Raw genomic sequence first — 16,987 nt, 5'->3', positions numbered from 1 at the left:
GCCGGGCAGTCGCCCGGCGGCCTCTGCGTTGGGGAATGGCCGGCGCGCCTCAGTGCAGCTTCATCCGCGGACGGATGAAGCGGTTGAGGCCGGCCACCACCATGGTCACGGCGGTCTTGACGCTGCCGTGGATGGCACGCTGGTGCATGCGGTAGAGCGAGGCGTAGAAGAACTTCGCCAGGTGCCCCTCGATGAACAGGCTGCGTGCCGAGGCGCCGCGCATCAGGCTGCCGATCGCCTCGAAGTGGGCCAGCGAGATCAGCGAGCCGCGGTCGCGGAACACGAAGTCCTTGAGCGGCCGGTCGTCGAGCCGGGCGCGCAGGTTGCGATACAGCAGCGAGGCCTGCTGGTGGGCCGCCTGGGCGCGCGGCGGCACCGGCTTGTCGTCCTCCTGGGGGCAGCTGGCGCAGTCGCCGAAGGCGAAGATGGACGGGTCGTCGAGGCTCTGCAGGCTGGGGTGCACCTTGATCTGGTGGTTGCGCTCGGTGGTCAGCCCCAGCTCGGAGAGGAAGGGCGGAGCCTTGATGCCCGCGGCCCAGACACTGAGGTCGGTGGCGATGCGCGTGCCGTCGGCGGTGGTGAAGCCGGTGGCGTCCACGTCGGTGACCCGGGTGTCGAGGTGGACCCGCACGCCGAGCTTCTCGAGTTCCTTGTGCACCGCCGCGGAGATGCGCTCCGGCAGCGCCGGCAGGATCTTGGGCGCCGCCTCGAGCAGGTGCACCGAGAGCTGCTCGCTGTCGAGGCGGGTGAAGCCATAGCTGTGCAGCATGCGCGAGGCGTCGTAGAGCTCGGCGGCCAGCTCCACCCCGGTGGCCCCGGCGCCGACGATGCCCACGGTGAGGTGGGAGTGGTCGCGCCGCTGGGGGTCGCTGTAGCGCAGGAAGGTGTTGAGCATGTCGCGCCGGAAGGCCTCGGCCTGGGCCGGGCTGTCCAGGAAGTGGCAGTGCTCGGCGACCCCCGGGGTGCCGAAGTCGTTGCTCACGCTGCCCAGCGCCAGTACCAGCAGGTCGTACTCGAGGCGTCGCGGCGGCAGCACTTCGTTACCGTCGTCGTCGAGCACGGCGGCCAGCTCCAGGTACTTGTGTTCGCGATCCAGGTCGCACAGGGTGCCGCGCTGGAAGTGATAGCCATTGGCGCGGGCGTGGCCCTGGTAGGAGATCTCGTCGAGGCCCGAGTCCAGGGCACCGGTGGCGACCTCGTGGAGCAGGGGCTTCCAGATGTGGGTGGGGTTGCGGTCGACGAGCACGACGTCTGCGCGGCCACGCTTGCCGAGTCGTCGGCCGAGGCGGGTGACCAGTTCGAGGCCACCGGCCCCGCCGCCGACCACCACGATGCGGGGTGGTGTCATGGGAGACTCCTGAGTGAAAGTGATAGGGAAGGGTGACGAAAACGCTCCCAGCATAGCGGCCCCCACGGCGGCTGCCTATGATCCGGGGGCGTCGTGGCGCATATTTTTTCGTAATATTACATGCATGAGGCCCGGCGGCCGGGTAGAGTGCCGTGACAACCATGCGGAGAGGAGTGGCGATGCATCGCTTGCTGGAGGGGATTGCCCTGGTGGCCTTCGACCTGGATGGTACCCTGATCGACTCGGTACCGGACCTGGCCCTGGCAGTGGACGCCGCCCTGGCCGATCTGGCGCTGCCTACCGCGGGCGAGGCCAGGGTGCGCGACTGGGTGGGCAACGGCTCGCTGGTGCTGATGGAACGCGCCCTGCGTCATGCGCTGAGTCACTCCGGGAAAGCCTCGCTGGATATCGCAGTCGAAGTTGATTGTGTCTTACTGGAGCGCGCCCATGCCGCCTTCCTGGCGCACTATGGCCGCGACCCCGGCGCCCATACCCGGCTCTACCCCGGCGTGCGCGAGTGTCTCGACGGCCTGCGCGCACAGGGCCTGACGCTGGCGCTGGTGACCAACAAGCCGCATGCCTTCATCGCCCCGATTCTCGAGGGATTCGGGCTGGAGGCACACTTCGCCCTCTGCCTGGGCGGCGACAGCCTGCCGCAGAAGAAACCCGACCCCGCGCCGCTGCGCTACCTGGCGGCCCATTTCGGCCTGCCCCCGTCGGCCTGCCTGATGGTGGGCGACTCGCGCCACGACATCGCCGCGGGCCGGGCGGCCGGCTTCCGTACCCTGGCGGTGCCCTACGGCTACAATCACGGCGAACCGGTACGCGACAGCGGGCCCGACGGCGTGGTTGAATCGCTGGGGGAACTCGTTTAGGGTGACCTTGGCGATTGCTATAACGTCAAGCCTTATCAATATGTTTTTGCTATAACGCCCGACACCACCCACAGCTTGCGGAACACGCTCGATGACCAGCCGCATGATGCCGGAACTTCCTTCGCCCTCCGGCGGCGCCGTCCCCGGCCCCGCCCGTCGCACGCTCCCGCTGCCGTTCCATGGCGGCTGGCGATGGTGACGCTCGACCGCCGAGCCTGATCCCCGGCGCCAGCGCGCCGACCATCGTCACATCCGCTACATCGAGGAACCGGGCATGATGACTCCCGAACGCTTCCGCGAGCTGGCCGACGCCGGCTACAACCGCATTCCGGTCACCCGCGAGGTGCTGGCCGACCTGGATACCCCGCTCTCCACCTACCTCAAGCTGGCCAACGCGCCCTGGACCTTCCTGCTCGAATCGGTGCAAGGCGGCGAAAAGTGGGGACGCTACTCCATCATCGGCTTGCCGTGCCGCGAGCGCATCGAGGTGCGCGGCTTCACCGTGACCCACTACGCGGACGGCGAGCGCCAGGGCGCCACCCAGGTGGAGGATCCGCTCGAGTGGATCGAGCAGTTCCAGGCGCGCTTCAAGGTGCCGCGCCTGGATGACCAGCCGCGCTTCGACGGCGGCCTCGTGGGCTACTTCGGCTACGACACCATCCGCTACATCGAGCCGCGCCTGCGCGGCGTCGAGAAGCCCGACCCGCTAGGGGTGCCGGACATCCTGCTGATGGTCTGCGACGAGCTGGTGGTGTTCGACAATCTCTCCGGGCGCCTGACCCTGTGGACCCACGCCGACCCCGCCGACGACGACGCCTATGCCCGGGCGGTCGAGCGCCTCGAGGAACTGGAGATCCGCCTGCGCAGCGCCACCCTCAACACCGCCAGTCCGGGCAGCGGGGCCCCTGCGGTGGAAGAGGGCGACTTCGACTCGGGCTTCACCGAGGCGGGCTTCAAGGCCGCGGTGGAGCGGATCAAGGAGTACGTGCTGGCCGGCGACGTCATGCAGTGCGTGCCCTCCCAGCGCATGTCGATCCCCTACCGCGCCGCGCCGCTCGACCTCTACCGGGCGCTGCGCAGCCTCAATCCCTCGCCCTACATGTTCTTCCTCGACCTGGGCGATCACCAGGTGGCCGGCTCCTCGCCGGAGATCCTCACCCGCCTGGAGGAGGACGAGGTGACCGTGCGGCCCATCGCCGGCACCCGCAAGCGCGGGCGCAACGAGGCCGAGGACCGCGAGCTGGAGGCCGACCTGCTGGACGACCCCAAGGAGCTCGCCGAGCACCTGATGCTCATCGACCTGGGGCGCAACGACGTGGGGCGCATCAGCGAGACCGGCTCGGTGGCGGTCACCGAGCGCATGGTGGTGGAGCGCTACTCCCACGTGATGCACATCGTCTCCAACGTCACCGGGCGCCTATCGCCGGGGCTCACCGCCATGGATGCCCTGCGCGCCACCTTCCCGGCGGGCACCGTCTCCGGCGCGCCCAAGATCCGCGCGCTGGAGATCATCGACGAACTGGAGCCGGTCAAGCGCGGCATCTACTCCGGCGCCGTGGGCTACCTCTCCTGGCACGGCAACCTGGACACCGCCATCGCCATCCGCACCGCGGTGATCAAGGACGGCCAGCTCCACGTCCAGGCCGGTGCCGGCATCGTTGCCGACTCGGTGCCCGAGATGGAGTGGCAGGAGACGCTCAACAAGGGGCGCGCCCTGTTCCGCGCCGTGGCCATGGCCGAGCGCGGCCTGGACAACCTCGAGTAGGCGACCCGCCACCCCCCGAATTCCCTGCGTCCGGCCACGGCCGGACGAGCGCCGGAGAGCGAATCATGAAAGTCTGCATGATCGATAACTACGACAGCTTCACCTTCAACGTGGTGCAGTACCTCGGCGAGCTGGGCGCCGAGGTGGAGACCCACCGCAACGATACCATCACCCTGGACGAGATCGAGGCCATGGCGCCCAGCCACCTGGTGATCTCGCCGGGGCCCTGCACCCCCAACGAGGCGGGCATCTCCATGGCGGCCATCGAGCGCTTCGCCGGGCGGCTGCCGATACTGGGCATCTGCCTGGGACACCAGGCCATCGGCCAGGTCTACGGCGGCCGGGTGGTGCGCGCGCCGCAGGTGATGCACGGCAAGACCTCGCGGGTCCGCCATGGCAGCCAGGGCGTCTTCGCCGGGTTGGAGGAACCGCTGGAGGTAACGCGCTACCATTCCCTGGTGGTGGCCCGCGACGGCCTGCCCGACTGCCTGGAGCTGACCGCCTGGACCGATGACGACGACGTCACCCCGGGGCTGGTCATGGGTCTGCGCCATCGCGCGCTGGACGTCGAGGGCGTACAGTTCCATCCGGAATCGATCCTGACCCGCCAGGGCCACGAGCTGCTGGCCAACTTCCTGAAGCGCCGCTAAGCCGCCAAGCGAGAGGAGAGCCTACATGCAGATGCGAGATGCCATCGCCGCGGTGATGCGCCGAGACGACCTGAGCTTTGCCGAGACCCACGAGGTGCTGCGCCAGATCATGACCGGCGAGGCCAGCGACGCCCAGGTCGCCGCCTTCCTGATGGGCATGGCCATGAAGGGCGAGACCGCCGAGGAGATCAGCGCCGCCGCCCAGGTGATGCGCGAGCTGATGAAGCCGGTGCAGATCGACGCCGAGAACGTGGTCGACATCGTCGGCACCGGCGGTGACGGCGCCAACCTCTTCAACGTCTCCACCGCGGCCAGCTTCGTGGTGGCGGCGGCCGGTGGCCACGTGGCCAAGCACGGCAACCGCGGCGTCTCCTCGTCGTCGGGCAGCGCCGACCTGTTCGCCGTGGCCGGCATCCACCTGGACCTCGAGGCCGAGCAGGTGGCGCGCTGCATCGAGCAGGTGGGCGTGGGCTTCATGTTCGCCCCCAACCACCATCCGGCCATGCGCCACGCCGTGGGGCCGCGCCGCGAGATGGGCGTGCGCACCCTGTTCAACATCCTCGGGCCGCTGACCAACCCCGCCGGCGCCCCCAACCAGGTGCTGGGCGTCTATGCCCAGCACCTGGTGCCACTGATGGCCGAGGTGCTGCGTCGCCTGGGCAGCCGCCACGTGCTGGTGGTGCACGCCGAGGATGGCCTCGACGAGATCTCGCTGGCCGCCCCGACCCGGGTCGCCGAGCTTCGGGACGGCGAGATCCACGAATACACCATCACCCCCGAGGAGCTGGGCATCCAGCGCCAGGCGCTGGACCCGCTGCGCGTGCAGACCGCCGAGGACAGCCTGCGCCTGGTCCAGCAGGCGCTGGTGGGCGAGGGGCCGGCGGCCGACATCGTCGCCCTGAACGCCGGTGCCGCGCTCTACGTCTCGGGCATCTCCGACAGCCTCCAGGAGGGCGTGACCATGGCCGAGGACGCCCAGGCCTCCAAGATGCCGCTGGAGAAGCTCAAGGAGCTGACCAACTTCACCCGGGTCTTCCTGCAGTAGCCCGACGCACAAGGAGCTTGCCATGACGCCTTCCCAGGGGACGACCCCGACCATCCTGACCCGGATCCTCGCCCGCAAGGACGAGGAGGTCGCCGAGCGCCGCCGAGCCGTCTCCGAACGGGAGCTGCTGCGCCTGGCCGCCGAACAGGGCGCCCCGCGCGGCTTCGTGGCCGCGCTGGACCGGTGCATCGCCGAGGGCGACCCGGCGGTGATCGCCGAGATCAAGAAGGCCTCGCCCTCCAGGGGGGTGATCCGCGAGGACTTCCACCCCGGGGAGATCGCCGCCAGCTACGCCGCCGGCGGCGCGGTCTGCCTCTCGGTGCTCACCGACGCCGACCACTTCCAGGGCCACGAGGACTTCCTGATCGAGGCCCGCGACGCCTGCGACCTGCCGGTAATCCGCAAGGACTTCATCACCCACGGCTACCAGGTCAGCGAGGCCCGGGCCATCGGCGCCGACTGCATCCTGCTGATCGTCGCCGCCCTGGACGACGCCCGCCTGGCCGACCTGCACCGCCAGGCGGTGGAACTGGGCATGGACGTGCTGGTGGAGGTCCACGACGTCCACGAGCTGGAGCGCGCACTGGCGCTGGATCTCGCCCTGGTGGGCATCAACAACCGCGACCTGCACACCTTCGACACCCGCCTCGAGACCACCCTGGAACTGCTGCCGCGCATCCCCGAGGGCGTCACCGTGGTCACCGAGTCGGGCATCCACACCCCCAACGACGTGCTGCGCATGCGCGAGCATGACGTCAACGCCTTCCTGGTCGGCGAAGCCTTCATGCGCGAGGACCAGCCCGGTGAGGCCCTGCGCCGACTGTTCTTCTAGCCGCCGACACACGCCACCGGCACGGGCCGGCACCATGCCGGCTCGTGGCCTCCCGCAACACTCAGCAGGACGAACTTGGAGAAGGGGATGCGCAAGCTCATCGTGGCCGAACACCTCAGCCTGGATGGCGTGATTCAATCCCCCGGCGGGCCGAAAGAGGATCCCGGCGGCGATTTCCGCATCGGCGGCTGGATAGTGCCCTACGCAGACGATGCCATCGGCCAGGAGTTGCAGGACCTGTTCTCGCAGTCGTTCGAGTTGCTGTTGGGGCGTCACACCTATGACATATTTGCGGCGTACTGGCCGCGCGTACCGGTCGATTCAGGCAGCCGCGCCATCGCGGACCTGTTCAATGGCGTGCCCAAGCACGTGGCCACGCATCGACCCGATACGCTTGACTGGCAGAACAGTCATGCGCTGGAAGGCGACCTGGCCGACGCGATACGCGCGCTTAAGCAGCAGGGCGGTGCCAACCTAGTGACGTGGGGTAGTGCCGATATGGTGCGCCAACTGCTTGCCGCCGGCCTGGTGGACGAGCTTCGGCTCATGATCTATCCCGTCGTACTCGGGCGCGGCAAGCGCTTGTTCGGCAGCAATGCACGGCCGTCGGCCTTCACCCTGGTACACTCGACCAGCACGCCTGACGGCGTGCTGCTCACCCGCTACGCGCACGGCGGCGAGGTACGCACAGGGGAGTTCGAAGAGGCTGGGTAGGAAGACCAGGGAGGCTTAGCAAGGAGCGCCCCATGCCGCTACAGGATTTCCCGATCTGGCGCCGCCCGCGCCATCACATGGATGTCGAGGGGGCCAGCGATCACGTCCATTGGGTCGAGCTGTTCTTCGACCTGATCCATGTGGTCACCATCTTCATCCTCGGGAACTACCTGTCCCACCATCTCGACTGGCACGGGGTCCTGGTCTTCACGGGGCTCTTCCTGGCCATCTTCTTCGCCTGGGCCGACAGCTCGGTCTACAACTCCCTTTACATCTCGACCGACATACCGCACCGAGCGATCATGGCCGTCCAGATCGTGACGATGATGGTGATCGCCGCGTCCATCCCGCAGGTGGCCGGGGGCGGCTGGCCCTATTTCGCGGTCGGCTACGCCCTGAACCGGGCCTTGACCGCCTATGTCTACTGGCGGGCGCGGCATGTCGGCGCCGAGGAGAGTTCGCTCGCCCAGGAGCAGGGCCGCAACTTCTTCCTCCTCGCCGGCCTGTTCGCCGTGGCGGCCTTCCTGCCGCGGCCGCTCGCCTATTGGGTCTTCGGTGCGGGCGTGGTGCTGATCCAGCTGCAATACGTGCTGCCCATCGTGGGCACGCTCCGCTTCGAGCGGTTCGTCCCCCGGCTTGGCCATCTTTCCGAGCGGTTCGCCCTCCTGATGCTCATCCTCCTGGGCGAGGGGTTCTTCAAGCTCGTGGTGACGCTCGCCGACAAGGGGATCGACGAGGTCGGCGCCGGCACGCTGTTCAACCTCGTCATGGGGGGACTGTCGCTGTTCGCGCTGGCCTGGATCTATTTCGACAGCGCCGGGAACGCCAAGCCGAGGAGCCGGGCCACTGCCGTTCTCCTGGCCTACTGGTTCGCGCATATCACGATCCTGTGGAGCGCGATACTGGTCGGGGTGGCCCTGGCCGGCGAGGTCTACGTCGGGTTCTGGGAGCCTTATCCGACGGGCTATGGCGCCATCGGCAGCGTCGGGCTCGCCGTCTTCCTGGCATCGCTCTGGGTGCTGCAGCTGCTCGTCGAGGGCCGGGACATCACTTGTCGCTACCACAGCGGCGGCGTGCGCCTCTTCGGGATCGCGGGGGCATTGATCGTGCTCGTCATCCATCCGTTCGTGCCGTCGGCCGTGGGCAACCTCGTCTGGGGCCTGGCGCTCTTCTCGCAGATCGGCGTGCCGCTCTACCGGGCCGTGCGTGACATGCGCCGGGGCCATGGCGCCTGAGCGGATGGCCGTGCTCGGCCTTTTCGGCTCAGCGATTGAACAGCCACAGGATCGCCGACAGCGCGAGGCTCACCAGGATCATGGTGGTGATGGGGAAGTAGAAGGAGAAGTTTTCGCGGCGGATGACGATGTCGCCGGGCAGCTGGCCGAGCGGCAGCTTGGAGAGCCAGGGCCAGAGCAGGCCGATGACGGCGATGAGCAGGCCGATCAGGATCAGGGTGCGGTTCATGGGGTCGCCTCCTGTCGCGATGGTCTCACGCATGGGGCAGGGCACCCACCGGTGGTGTTGCCGGTGGGCGCCCTGCGTTTCAGCCGCGCCGCTTGAGTTCGGTGAGCAGGGCCTGCAGCGGATGGGGCAGGGCCCGATCGGAGAGGCGCCTGACCTGGCTGCGGCAGGAATAGCCGGTGGCCAGCAGCTGGCCGGCGTGGGCGTCGTCCTCGACGACCCGTTGCCAGGACTGGGCGTAGATGGTCTTCGAGGTGTCGCGGTTGCGTGCCTCGTGGCCGTAGGTGCCGGACATGCCGCAGCAGCCGGTATTGACCAGCTCCAGCTCCAGGCCGAAGGCGGCGAACACCTGCTGCCAGGCGCCGGGCGAGCCCGGGGCGGTGGTCTTCTCGGTGCAGTGGGCGAGCAGCCTGTAACCCGCCGGCGGCGCGTCGTCGTCGCGGCGTGCCGGGGCGAGGCGCGCGGCCAGGGTCACAAGCCACTCCTGCAGCATCAGCACCTCGGGCACGGCGTCCGGGCCCAGCGCCTGCACGTACTCCTGGCGATAGGTCAGGGTCATGGCCGGGTCGATGCCCACCAAAGGCACGCCGAACTCGGCCAGCGTCCTGAGGCGCCTGGCCTGCTTCTCGGCGGTGCGCTCGAAGGCACCCAGGAAGCCCTGGACGTTGAGCGGCTTGCCGTTGGGCGCGAAGGGTGCGACGAACACCTTGACGTCGAGCCGGCTGAGCAGCTCGACGACGTCCATCACCAGCCTGGCCTCGAAGTAGCTGGTGAAGGCGTCCTGGACGAGCACCACGCTGCGCGCCTTCTGGGCCTCGGTGAGCAGGCCCAGTGAGGTGGGCGTGGCCTCGGCGACGCCCCAGGCGGTGAGCTGTTTCTTGAGGCTCGCTCGTGACAGCCGCGGGCTGTCGACCATGCCGATGGGACCGGCCAGCAGGCGGTCCACCAGGCGGTTGCCCAGACCGGCGTTATAGAGCGGCGCCACCCTGGAGAGCGTCGGCACCAGGAACTCCAGGCCACCGATCAGGTAGTCGCGCAGCGGGCGCAGGTAGCGGCCGTGGTAGACCTCCAGGAAGCGCGAGCGGGAGTCGGGCACGTTGACCTTGACCGGGCACTGGCCGGCGCAGGACTTGCAGGCCAGGCAGCCGGCCATGGCCTCATACACCTCGTGGGAGAAGTCCGCCTCGCCGCGCCGCCTGGCCAGGGTGTTCCTGAGCCGTAGGGGGAAGTCCTTGACGAAGCCCCAGGCGCCCTCGGCCTTCTTCTTGCGCGACTCCTCGACCAGGTCAACGCCGGCCGCGCCCTGCAGGCGCAGCCACTCGCGGATCAGGCTGGCGCGGCCCTTGGGCGAGTGGCGGCGGTCGCGGGTGGCCTTCCACGACGGGCACATGGCGTCGTCGGGATCGTAGTTGTAGCAGGCGCCGTTGCCGTTGCAGTAGACGGTGGCGGCGTGGGCCCGCCATGCCTCCGCGTCGATGGTGCGGTCGTACTGGCCGCGGGTGGGTACGCCGTCGATGGTCAGCAGGCCCGGATCGACCAGCGTGACGCTCTCGTCCTGGGCGGCGGCGCCTGTCGCCAGCGGTGTGGCGATCTTGCCGGGATTCAACTGGTTGTGGGGGTCGAAGACGGCCTTGACCCGCTGCAGGCTGGGGTAGAGTGCGCCGAAGAACTTCGGCGCGTACTCCGAGCGCACGCCCTTGCCGTGCTCGCCCCACAGCAGACCGTGGTACTTCTGCGTCAGATCGGCCACCTCGTCGGAGACCTCGCGGATCAGTCGCTCCTGCTCGGGGTCCTTCATGTCGATGGCCGGGCGCACGTGCAGCACCCCGGCGTCGACGTGGCCGAACATGCCGTACTCGAGGCCGCGGGCATCCAGGGCGGCGCGGAACTCACCGATGAAGTCGGCCAGGTGCTCCGGGGGCACCGCGGTGTCCTCGACGAAGGGGATGGGGCGCTTCTCGCCCTTGGCGTTGCCGAGCAGGCCCACGGCGCGCTTGCGCATGCCGTAGACCCGCTTGATGGCGTCGCGGCCGGAGGCCAGGGTGTAGCCCAGCCGCGCGACACCGGCGTCCTCCTGCAGGTGGCGACAGAAGGCCGCGACCCGGTCGGCCAGGCGCTCGGGGTCGTCGTCGTTGAACTCCACCAGGTTGATGCCGCGTACCGGCGTCTCACCGGCCGTCGGGTCGCCGGCCGGAAAGAACTCCCCCACGCTTTCCCAGACGAAGTCCTCCATGGCCAGCAGCAGCACGGTGTCGTCCACCGTCTCGATGGAGGTGGGAGACGCGTCGCTCGCCATCAGCGCCTTGGCGTCGCGCAGGGCGTCCATGAAACCGGCATAGCGCACGTTGACCAGCGTCGAATGCCTGGGAATCGGCAGCACCTTGAGCACCGCCTCGTTGGTGAAGGCCAGCGACCCCTCGGCGCCGCACAGCAGGCTGTTCATATCGAGACGGCCTTCCGCGTCCCTGAGGTGCGCCAGGTCGTAGCCGGTCAGGCAGCGGTTGAGCGGCGGGAAGGTGGCGCGGATGCGCTCGCCCTGGGTGTCGATGATCTCGCGGGCGGTGCGGTAGGCGCGGCCGGTGACGTCGTCGCGTGCGCACAGCGTCTCCAGTTCGGCATCGCCCACCGGGCGGCTCACCAGGCGCTCGCCGCCCAGCAGCACGCAGTCGAGCTCCAGCACGTGGTCGCGGGTCTTGCCGTACTCGCAGCTGCCCTGGCCGCTGGCGTCGGTGGCGATCATGCCGCCGATGGTGGCGCGGTTGGAGGTGGAGAGCTCCGGAGCGAAGAACAACCCGTGGGGCTTCAAGGCGGCATTGAGCTGGTCCTTGACCACCCCGGCCTGGACCCGCACCCGGCGGTTCTCCACGTCGATATCGAGAATGCGGTTCATGTGCCGGGAGACGTCGACCACCAGGCCGTCGGTGAGCGATTGGCCGTTGGTGCCGGTGCCGCCGCCGCGCGGGGCGAGCACCACCCGGCGGTGTTCCACCTGACCGGCGAGGTGGGCGATGCGTTGGAGGTCCTCGCCGTGGCGGGGATAGAGCACCGCTTGGGGCAGGCGCTGGTAGATGGAGTTGTCGGTGGCCAGCACCGTGCGGTCGGCGTAGTCGGGGGCGATCTCCCCCTCGAAGCCGGCCGCCCTGAGGGCCTCGAGGAAGCGCAGGTAGGGGGCCTCGAGGCCCGGAGTGGTGCCGGCGTCGGCGGTATCCAGTCGTGCGATCATGGTGTCGGTATCGGTCCTGACGCCGCCCGGACGGGCCGGGCGGGGAGAAGGGATGCCCCTACTCTACCGCGAGGGGGCAGGGCGCGCATCCCGCGGGCGGCTGCGCATGGCGCCCCTGCGGGCTTTTGCCTACAATGGTCGGCCTGATTTTACCGCCGTCGCCGACGGCCGATCCCCCTTCCACCGACTGCAACGGACCGGATTCCATGCTCGATCCCAAACTGCTGCGCAGCGACCTCGATGCGGTCGCCCAACGACTCGCCAAGCGGGGCTATGCCCTCGACACCGACCAGCTGACGGCGCTGGAGTCCCGGCGTCGCGAGTTGCAGGCCGAGACCGAGTCGCTGCAGAACGAGCGCAACACCCGCTCCAAGGCGATCGGCAAGGCCAAGGCGGCGGGCGAGGACATCCAGCCGCTGCTCGACGAGGTGAGCGACCTGGGCGATCGCCTGGATGCCGCCAAGGCAGCCCTGGCGGAGGTCCAGGCGGAGTGGGACACGCTGGCCAGCGGCATTCCCAACCTGCCCCACGACAGCGTGCCCGTGGGCGACAGCGAGGAGGAGAACGTCGAGCTGCACCGCTGGGGCACGCCGCGCGACTTCGACTTCGAGGTCCTGGATCACGTCGACCTGGGGGCCAAGCGGGGCGAGCTGGACTTCGACCTGGCGGCCAAGCTGACCGGGGCGCGCTTCGCGGTGATGCGCCGCCAAGTCGCCCGCCTGCATCGCGCGCTCACCCAGTTCATGCTCGACAAGCAGACCCTCGAGCACGGTTACGAGGAGTGCTACGTCCCCTACATGGTCAACGCCGACTCCCTGTTCGGGACCGGGCAGTTGCCCAAGTTCGGCGAGGACCTGTTTCGCCTGGAGGACGAGCGCGGCTACCACCTGATCCCCACCGCCGAGGTGCCGCTGACCAACTTCGCGCGGGACGAGATCCTCGACTACAAGGCGCTGCCGGTACGCCTCACCGCCCACACCCCGTGCTTCCGCAGCGAGGCGGGCTCCCACGGCCGCGACACCCGCGGCATGATCCGCCAGCATCAGTTCGACAAGGTGGAGATGGTGCAGATGGTGGAGCCCGAGCGCAGCTACGAGGCGCTGGAGGAGATGCGCGGCCACGCCGAGGCGATCCTCCAGACACTCGAGTTACCGTACCGTGTCGTCACACTGTGTACCGGCGACATGGGTTTCGGCGCCGCCAAGACCTATGACCTGGAGGTGTGGCTGCCCAGCCAGCAGACCTACCGCGAGATCTCCTCGGTCTCCAACTGCGAGGACTTCCAGGCGCGGCGCATGCAGGCGCGCTTCCGCCATCCCGAGCAGAAGAAACCGCAACTGCTGCACACCCTGAATGGCTCCGGCCTGGCGGTGGGCCGCTGCCTGATCGCGGTGATGGAGAACCACCAGAACGCCGACGGCTCGATCACCGTGCCCGAGGCGCTGCGATCCTATATGGGGGGGATCGAAACCATTAACGCTTGATCTCCCAGCTGACGCTGACGCCGGCCTCGATGTCGAGGGTGCCGGGGCGGTACTCGGTGCGCTGGGCGCTCTCCATGGCGGCGTCGCTCATGGCCATCATGCGGGGCTGGAACACCGGGGGGAGGTTCTCGCCGATGGCGATCACCTCGCCGAGGCTGACGCCCAGGGTGTCGGCCATCAGCTCGGCCTTATGGCGGGCCTTCTCCAGGGCCTTGACCATGGCCTCGTCGGTGGCGGCGTCGCGGTCGGCGAGGTCGTAGGTCACGCCGTCCAGGGTGTCGACCCCGGCCTCGGTGAGGGCGTCCAGCAGCACGGGCAGCCGCTCCAGGTCATCCACCTGGATGCGGAAGGGGCGCTCCAGGCGGGTGCGCACCAGCATCTCGCGCTCGGCGTCACCACCCTGGGGGGCGGCGATATGCTCGGGCTGGACGTTGAGCGAGCCGGCACTGATGGCGTCGCGCTCCAGGCCGGCGGCCTCCAGGGCCTGGATCAGCTTGGTGGCGCGGGTCTCGAGGCGATCGCGGGCCTCGCGCAGGGCGTCGGGGTCGCCGCCGTTCTCGTCGCGCTGGGCGATGGGCGGGGTGCGCTCCCAGAGCCGGGCGTTCAGCGTGGCCTGGTCGGGGACCACCTCGATGCGTGCCTCGGCCTGGACGTCGAGACGCGGGCGTGGCTCGTCGGCCAGGGTGGTGGCGGCCAGCAGCGGGGCGACCAGCAGGACGCCGCCCAGCAGCAGGCGTCGGGGGAGTGGGGAGAGGGTCATGGCGGCCTCCTTGCAGCGGTAATGGGAGAGGGCGGGGCGGCATGGGTGCCGCGCCCCCTCTTCGAAGGGCTGGCGTGCGAAAGGTTCCCAGCCGCGATTGTGGTGATCCCCGTCTGGTTGCATGATGGGGCCTGGGAACGCCACGGGAGGGCAGGATGACGCAGGGCAACGACGAGACGACGGGCATCATTCCGTTGAACCTGGTGCTGGGACTGGCGGCGCTGGTGGTGATCGTGGCCGGCATGCGCGCCGGCGCCAGCCTGCTGGTGCCGCTGCTGCTGGCTGCCTTCATCGCCGTGATCTGCACCGCCCCCGTGCTGTGGCTCAACCGCAAGGGGCTCGGCCTGCGTTCGGCGGTGTGGCTGACCCTGGTGGTGATCGGTGGCTTGCTCTCGCTGCTGGGCCTGCTGCTGGTCAACAGCTTCGGTACCTTCGTCGACGCCCTGCCGGGCATCGAGCAGAAGCTCTACGACTACTACCTGGGGCTGCTCGACGGCATGGCGCGCATGGGGCTGGCCATCGACCCGGATCGCCTGGGGGGCTTGCTGGATGAGGAACAGATCGGCAGCCAGATCCCCGCCCTCCTGGGGGAACTCGGCAACCTGCTGATGCAGAGCGTCATCGTTGGCCTGCTGGCGGTGTTCATGCTCTTCGAGACCCTGAACTTCCGCGACAAGCTGTCCCGGGCGCTGGCCAATCCGGCGCCCAGCCTGGAACGCTTCAGCGAGTTCAGCCTGACGCTGAAGCGCTACCTGGCGGTGAAGACCGTGATCAGCCTGGTGACCGGCGCCCTGGTCTGGATATCCTGCCTGCTGGTCGGGGTCGACTTCCCGTTGCTGTGGGCCGTGCTGGCCTTCGCCCTCAACTACATCCCCAACATCGGCTCGGTCATCGCCGCGGTGCCGCCAGTGCTGCTGCTGCTGGTCTCGCCGGACGGCGGCCTGTTCGAGGCGCTGCTGCTCTCCGGGGCCTACCTGGGCATCAACTTCCTGCTCGGCAACATCGTCGAGCCGCGCATGATGGGGCGGGCGCTGGGGCTCTCCACCTTCATCGCCTTCCTCTCGCTGGTGGTCTGGGGCTGGATCTTCGGGGCGGTCGGCATGCTGCTCTCGGTGGTGCTCACGATGACCCTCAAGATCGCCTTGGACAGCCACCCTCAGACCCGCTGGATCGCCCATCTGCTGGGCCCCTCCGATGGTGCCCCCATCGCCCAGGCCGACCGGCCGATCTCGCAGCGCGAGCCCGATGACGAGGGCGAGCCGCACGACGACCAGCAGTGAAGAGGGCCCCAAACGACATCGCCCCGGCCGATGCCGGGGCGATGGGGGGCAAGGAGCGCGGATTCAGGCGTTCTGGTCGATGAACTGGCTCAGCTGGGACTTGGACTGGGCACCGACCAGGGAGGCAACCTTGGTGCCGGACTTGAAAAGCATCACGGTGGGCACGCCGCGTACGCCCTGCTCGGCGGCGATCTCGGGGGCATCGTCGACGTTGATGCTCACGACCTTGAGGTTGCCGGTGCGCTCCTCGGCGACCTCGTCGACCACCGGTGCCATCACCTTGCAGGGACCGCACCAGGGTGCCCAGAACTTGAGCAGTACCGGCGTGTCGGCCTTGAGGACTTCCTGCTCGAAGTTGGCGTTGGTGACATCGACGTTGTTGGCCATGGGGTTCTCCAGTTTTGTTGCGCTGCATCGAGCGTATCGGGATGACATGCGGAGCATGGATGCACCGCGCATGATCGGTCGGACGATGGTAGCGGTCGGCCGGGGTGCTGGCAAATCCGCGGCGGTGCCGCGACGCTTGCACAGCCCCTCGGATGATATGCTATAAGGTCATCATATCCATATTTCTTATTTCTATTGGGTCTTTTAGCGGCACTCAATCGCGCCGTGGAGAGTGGGCATGAAACTGCAGCAGCTGCGCTACATCTGGGAAGTCACCCGCCACAACCTCAACGTCTCGGCCACCGCCCAGAGCCTCTACACTTCCCAGCCCGGCATCTCCAAGCAGATCCGCCTGCTCGAGGACGAGCTCGGCGTGGAGATCTTCGCTCGCAGCGGCAAGCATCTGACGCGGGTGACCCCGGCGGGCCAGGCCATCGTCGAGCTGGCCGGCCAGGTGCTGCGGCTCACCGAGAACATCAAGGAGGTGGCCCAGGAGTTCAGCGACGAGCGCCGCGGCAGCCTGGCCATCGCCACCACCCATACCCAGGCCCGCTATGCCCTGCCCCCGGTGATCCGCGAGTTCACCCGCGACTACCCCGAGGTGGCCCTGCACATGCAGCAGGGCACGCCCAAGCAGATCGCCCAGATGGTCAGCGACGGCCAGGCCGACTTCGCCATCTGCACCGAGTCCCTGGAGCTGTTCAACGACCTGGTGCTGCTGCCCTGCTACCGCTGGAACCGCTGTATCCTGGTGCCCAGCGGGCATCCGCTGGCCGAGGCGGGGGAGCTGACCCTGGAGGCGCTCGCCGAACACCCCCTGGTGACCTATGTGTTCGGCTTCACCGGCCGCTCGCAGCTCGACGACGCCTTCCGCGCCAGGGGGCTCGAGCCCAATGTGGTGCTCACCGCCGCCGACGCCGACGTGATCAAGACCTATGTTCGCCTGGGCATGGGGGTCGGCATCGTCGCCCATATGGCGGTGGACCCGGAACTGGATACCGACCTGGTGGCGCTGGACGCCGGTCACCTCTTCGAGAGCTCCACGACCAAGATCGGTATCCGCCGCGGCACCTTCATGCGCGGCTACATGTACGACTTCCTGCGCGGGTTCGCCCCGCACCTGGAGCGCGACCTGGTGGATGCCGCCCTGGAGGCGGGGCCGC

At 68.7% G+C, this 16,987-nt stretch carries 15 protein-coding genes; 10 read left to right on the top strand and 5 right to left on the bottom strand.

The window, feature by feature from the left end; all coding sequences use genetic code 11:
* Positions 1-49: 49 nt before the first annotated feature.
* Complete coding sequence (locus QWY80_RS02765) at positions 50-1,348, bottom strand: NAD(P)/FAD-dependent oxidoreductase (protein WP_290229149.1); 1,299 nt, start codon at positions 1,346-1,348, stop codon at positions 50-52.
* A gap of 179 nt (positions 1,349-1,527) precedes the next feature.
* On the opposite strand from QWY80_RS02765, the gene QWY80_RS02760 reads away from it, so the two are divergent.
* From QWY80_RS02760 to QWY80_RS02730, 7 genes are all read left to right on the top strand, one after another.
* Positions 1,528-2,223: a phosphoglycolate phosphatase gene (locus QWY80_RS02760; protein WP_290229148.1), complete on the top strand. Its 696-nt coding sequence runs from the start codon at positions 1,528-1,530 to the stop codon at positions 2,221-2,223.
* A gap of 277 nt (positions 2,224-2,500) precedes the next feature.
* Positions 2,501-3,988 (top strand): anthranilate synthase component I, encoded by a 1,488-nt coding sequence (gene trpE / locus QWY80_RS02755; protein WP_290229194.1) that lies wholly within the window; start codon positions 2,501-2,503, stop codon positions 3,986-3,988.
* Between the two features lie 65 nt (positions 3,989-4,053).
* Positions 4,054-4,638 (top strand): anthranilate synthase component II, encoded by a 585-nt coding sequence (locus QWY80_RS02750; RefSeq protein ID WP_290229147.1) that lies wholly within the window; start codon positions 4,054-4,056, stop codon positions 4,636-4,638.
* Between the two features lie 25 nt (positions 4,639-4,663).
* Positions 4,664-5,683, top strand: coding sequence for an anthranilate phosphoribosyltransferase (gene trpD, locus QWY80_RS02745; protein ID WP_290229146.1), 1,020 nt, complete (start codon positions 4,664-4,666; stop codon positions 5,681-5,683).
* A 22-nt stretch (positions 5,684-5,705) separates the two neighbouring features.
* Positions 5,706-6,515 (top strand): indole-3-glycerol phosphate synthase TrpC, encoded by an 810-nt coding sequence (gene trpC / locus QWY80_RS02740; RefSeq protein ID WP_290229145.1) that lies wholly within the window; start codon positions 5,706-5,708, stop codon positions 6,513-6,515.
* Between the two features lie 87 nt (positions 6,516-6,602).
* Positions 6,603-7,229: a dihydrofolate reductase family protein gene (locus QWY80_RS02735; RefSeq protein WP_290229144.1), complete on the top strand. Its 627-nt coding sequence runs from the start codon at positions 6,603-6,605 to the stop codon at positions 7,227-7,229.
* A 32-nt stretch (positions 7,230-7,261) separates the two neighbouring features.
* Positions 7,262-8,464, top strand: coding sequence for a low temperature requirement protein A (locus tag QWY80_RS02730; RefSeq protein ID WP_290229143.1), 1,203 nt, complete (start codon positions 7,262-7,264; stop codon positions 8,462-8,464).
* A gap of 28 nt (positions 8,465-8,492) precedes the next feature.
* On the opposite strand, the gene QWY80_RS02725 is transcribed toward QWY80_RS02730, so the two are convergent.
* A complete protein-coding gene (locus tag QWY80_RS02725; protein ID WP_290229142.1) occupies positions 8,493-8,693 on the bottom strand; it encodes a DUF2905 domain-containing protein in 201 nt (66 codons plus the stop codon).
* Positions 8,694-8,772: 79 nt separating this feature from the next.
* Positions 8,773-11,913: a D-2-hydroxyglutarate dehydrogenase YdiJ gene (gene ydiJ / locus QWY80_RS02720; protein ID WP_290229141.1), complete on the bottom strand. Its 3,141-nt coding sequence runs from the start codon at positions 11,911-11,913 to the stop codon at positions 8,773-8,775.
* A gap of 206 nt (positions 11,914-12,119) precedes the next feature.
* On the opposite strand from ydiJ, the gene serS reads away from it, so the two are divergent.
* Positions 12,120-13,397, top strand: a complete 1,278-nt coding sequence (gene serS, locus QWY80_RS02715) for a serine--tRNA ligase (RefSeq protein WP_290229140.1) — start codon at positions 12,120-12,122, stop codon at positions 13,395-13,397.
* Here serS and QWY80_RS02710 read toward each other — a convergent pair.
* The gene (locus tag QWY80_RS02710) at positions 13,387-14,157 is read right to left on the bottom strand and encodes an SIMPL domain-containing protein (protein ID WP_290229139.1); all 771 of its coding nucleotides are present in this window, start codon (positions 14,155-14,157) and stop codon (positions 13,387-13,389) included. The two genes, serS and QWY80_RS02710, sit on opposite strands and share 11 nt — an antisense overlap.
* Before the next feature lie 155 nt (positions 14,158-14,312).
* Here QWY80_RS02710 and QWY80_RS02705 point away from each other — a divergent pair, with 155 nt between their 5' ends.
* Positions 14,313-15,437, top strand: a complete 1,125-nt coding sequence (locus tag QWY80_RS02705; protein ID WP_290229138.1) for an AI-2E family transporter — start codon at positions 14,313-14,315, stop codon at positions 15,435-15,437.
* Positions 15,438-15,500: 63 nt separating this feature from the next.
* Here the strand turns inward: QWY80_RS02705 and trxA are convergent, their stop codons facing one another.
* The gene (trxA, locus tag QWY80_RS02700; protein WP_250060073.1) at positions 15,501-15,824 is read right to left on the bottom strand and encodes a thioredoxin; all 324 of its coding nucleotides are present in this window, start codon (positions 15,822-15,824) and stop codon (positions 15,501-15,503) included.
* Positions 15,825-16,062: 238 nt separating this feature from the next.
* Between trxA and cysB the strand changes: the two genes are divergently transcribed.
* On the top strand, positions 16,063-16,987 hold a 925-nt coding region (gene cysB, locus QWY80_RS02695), incomplete at its 3' end, for an HTH-type transcriptional regulator CysB (RefSeq protein ID WP_290229137.1).

Origin of the sequence: Halomonas ramblicola, assembly GCF_030409215.1 — a bacterium.
GTDB classification, from domain to species: domain Bacteria; phylum Pseudomonadota; class Gammaproteobacteria; order Pseudomonadales; family Halomonadaceae; genus Halomonas; species Halomonas ramblicola.
Note: the sequence above shows the minus strand (reverse complement) of the source record. Positions and strands in the feature narration are given on the sequence as shown.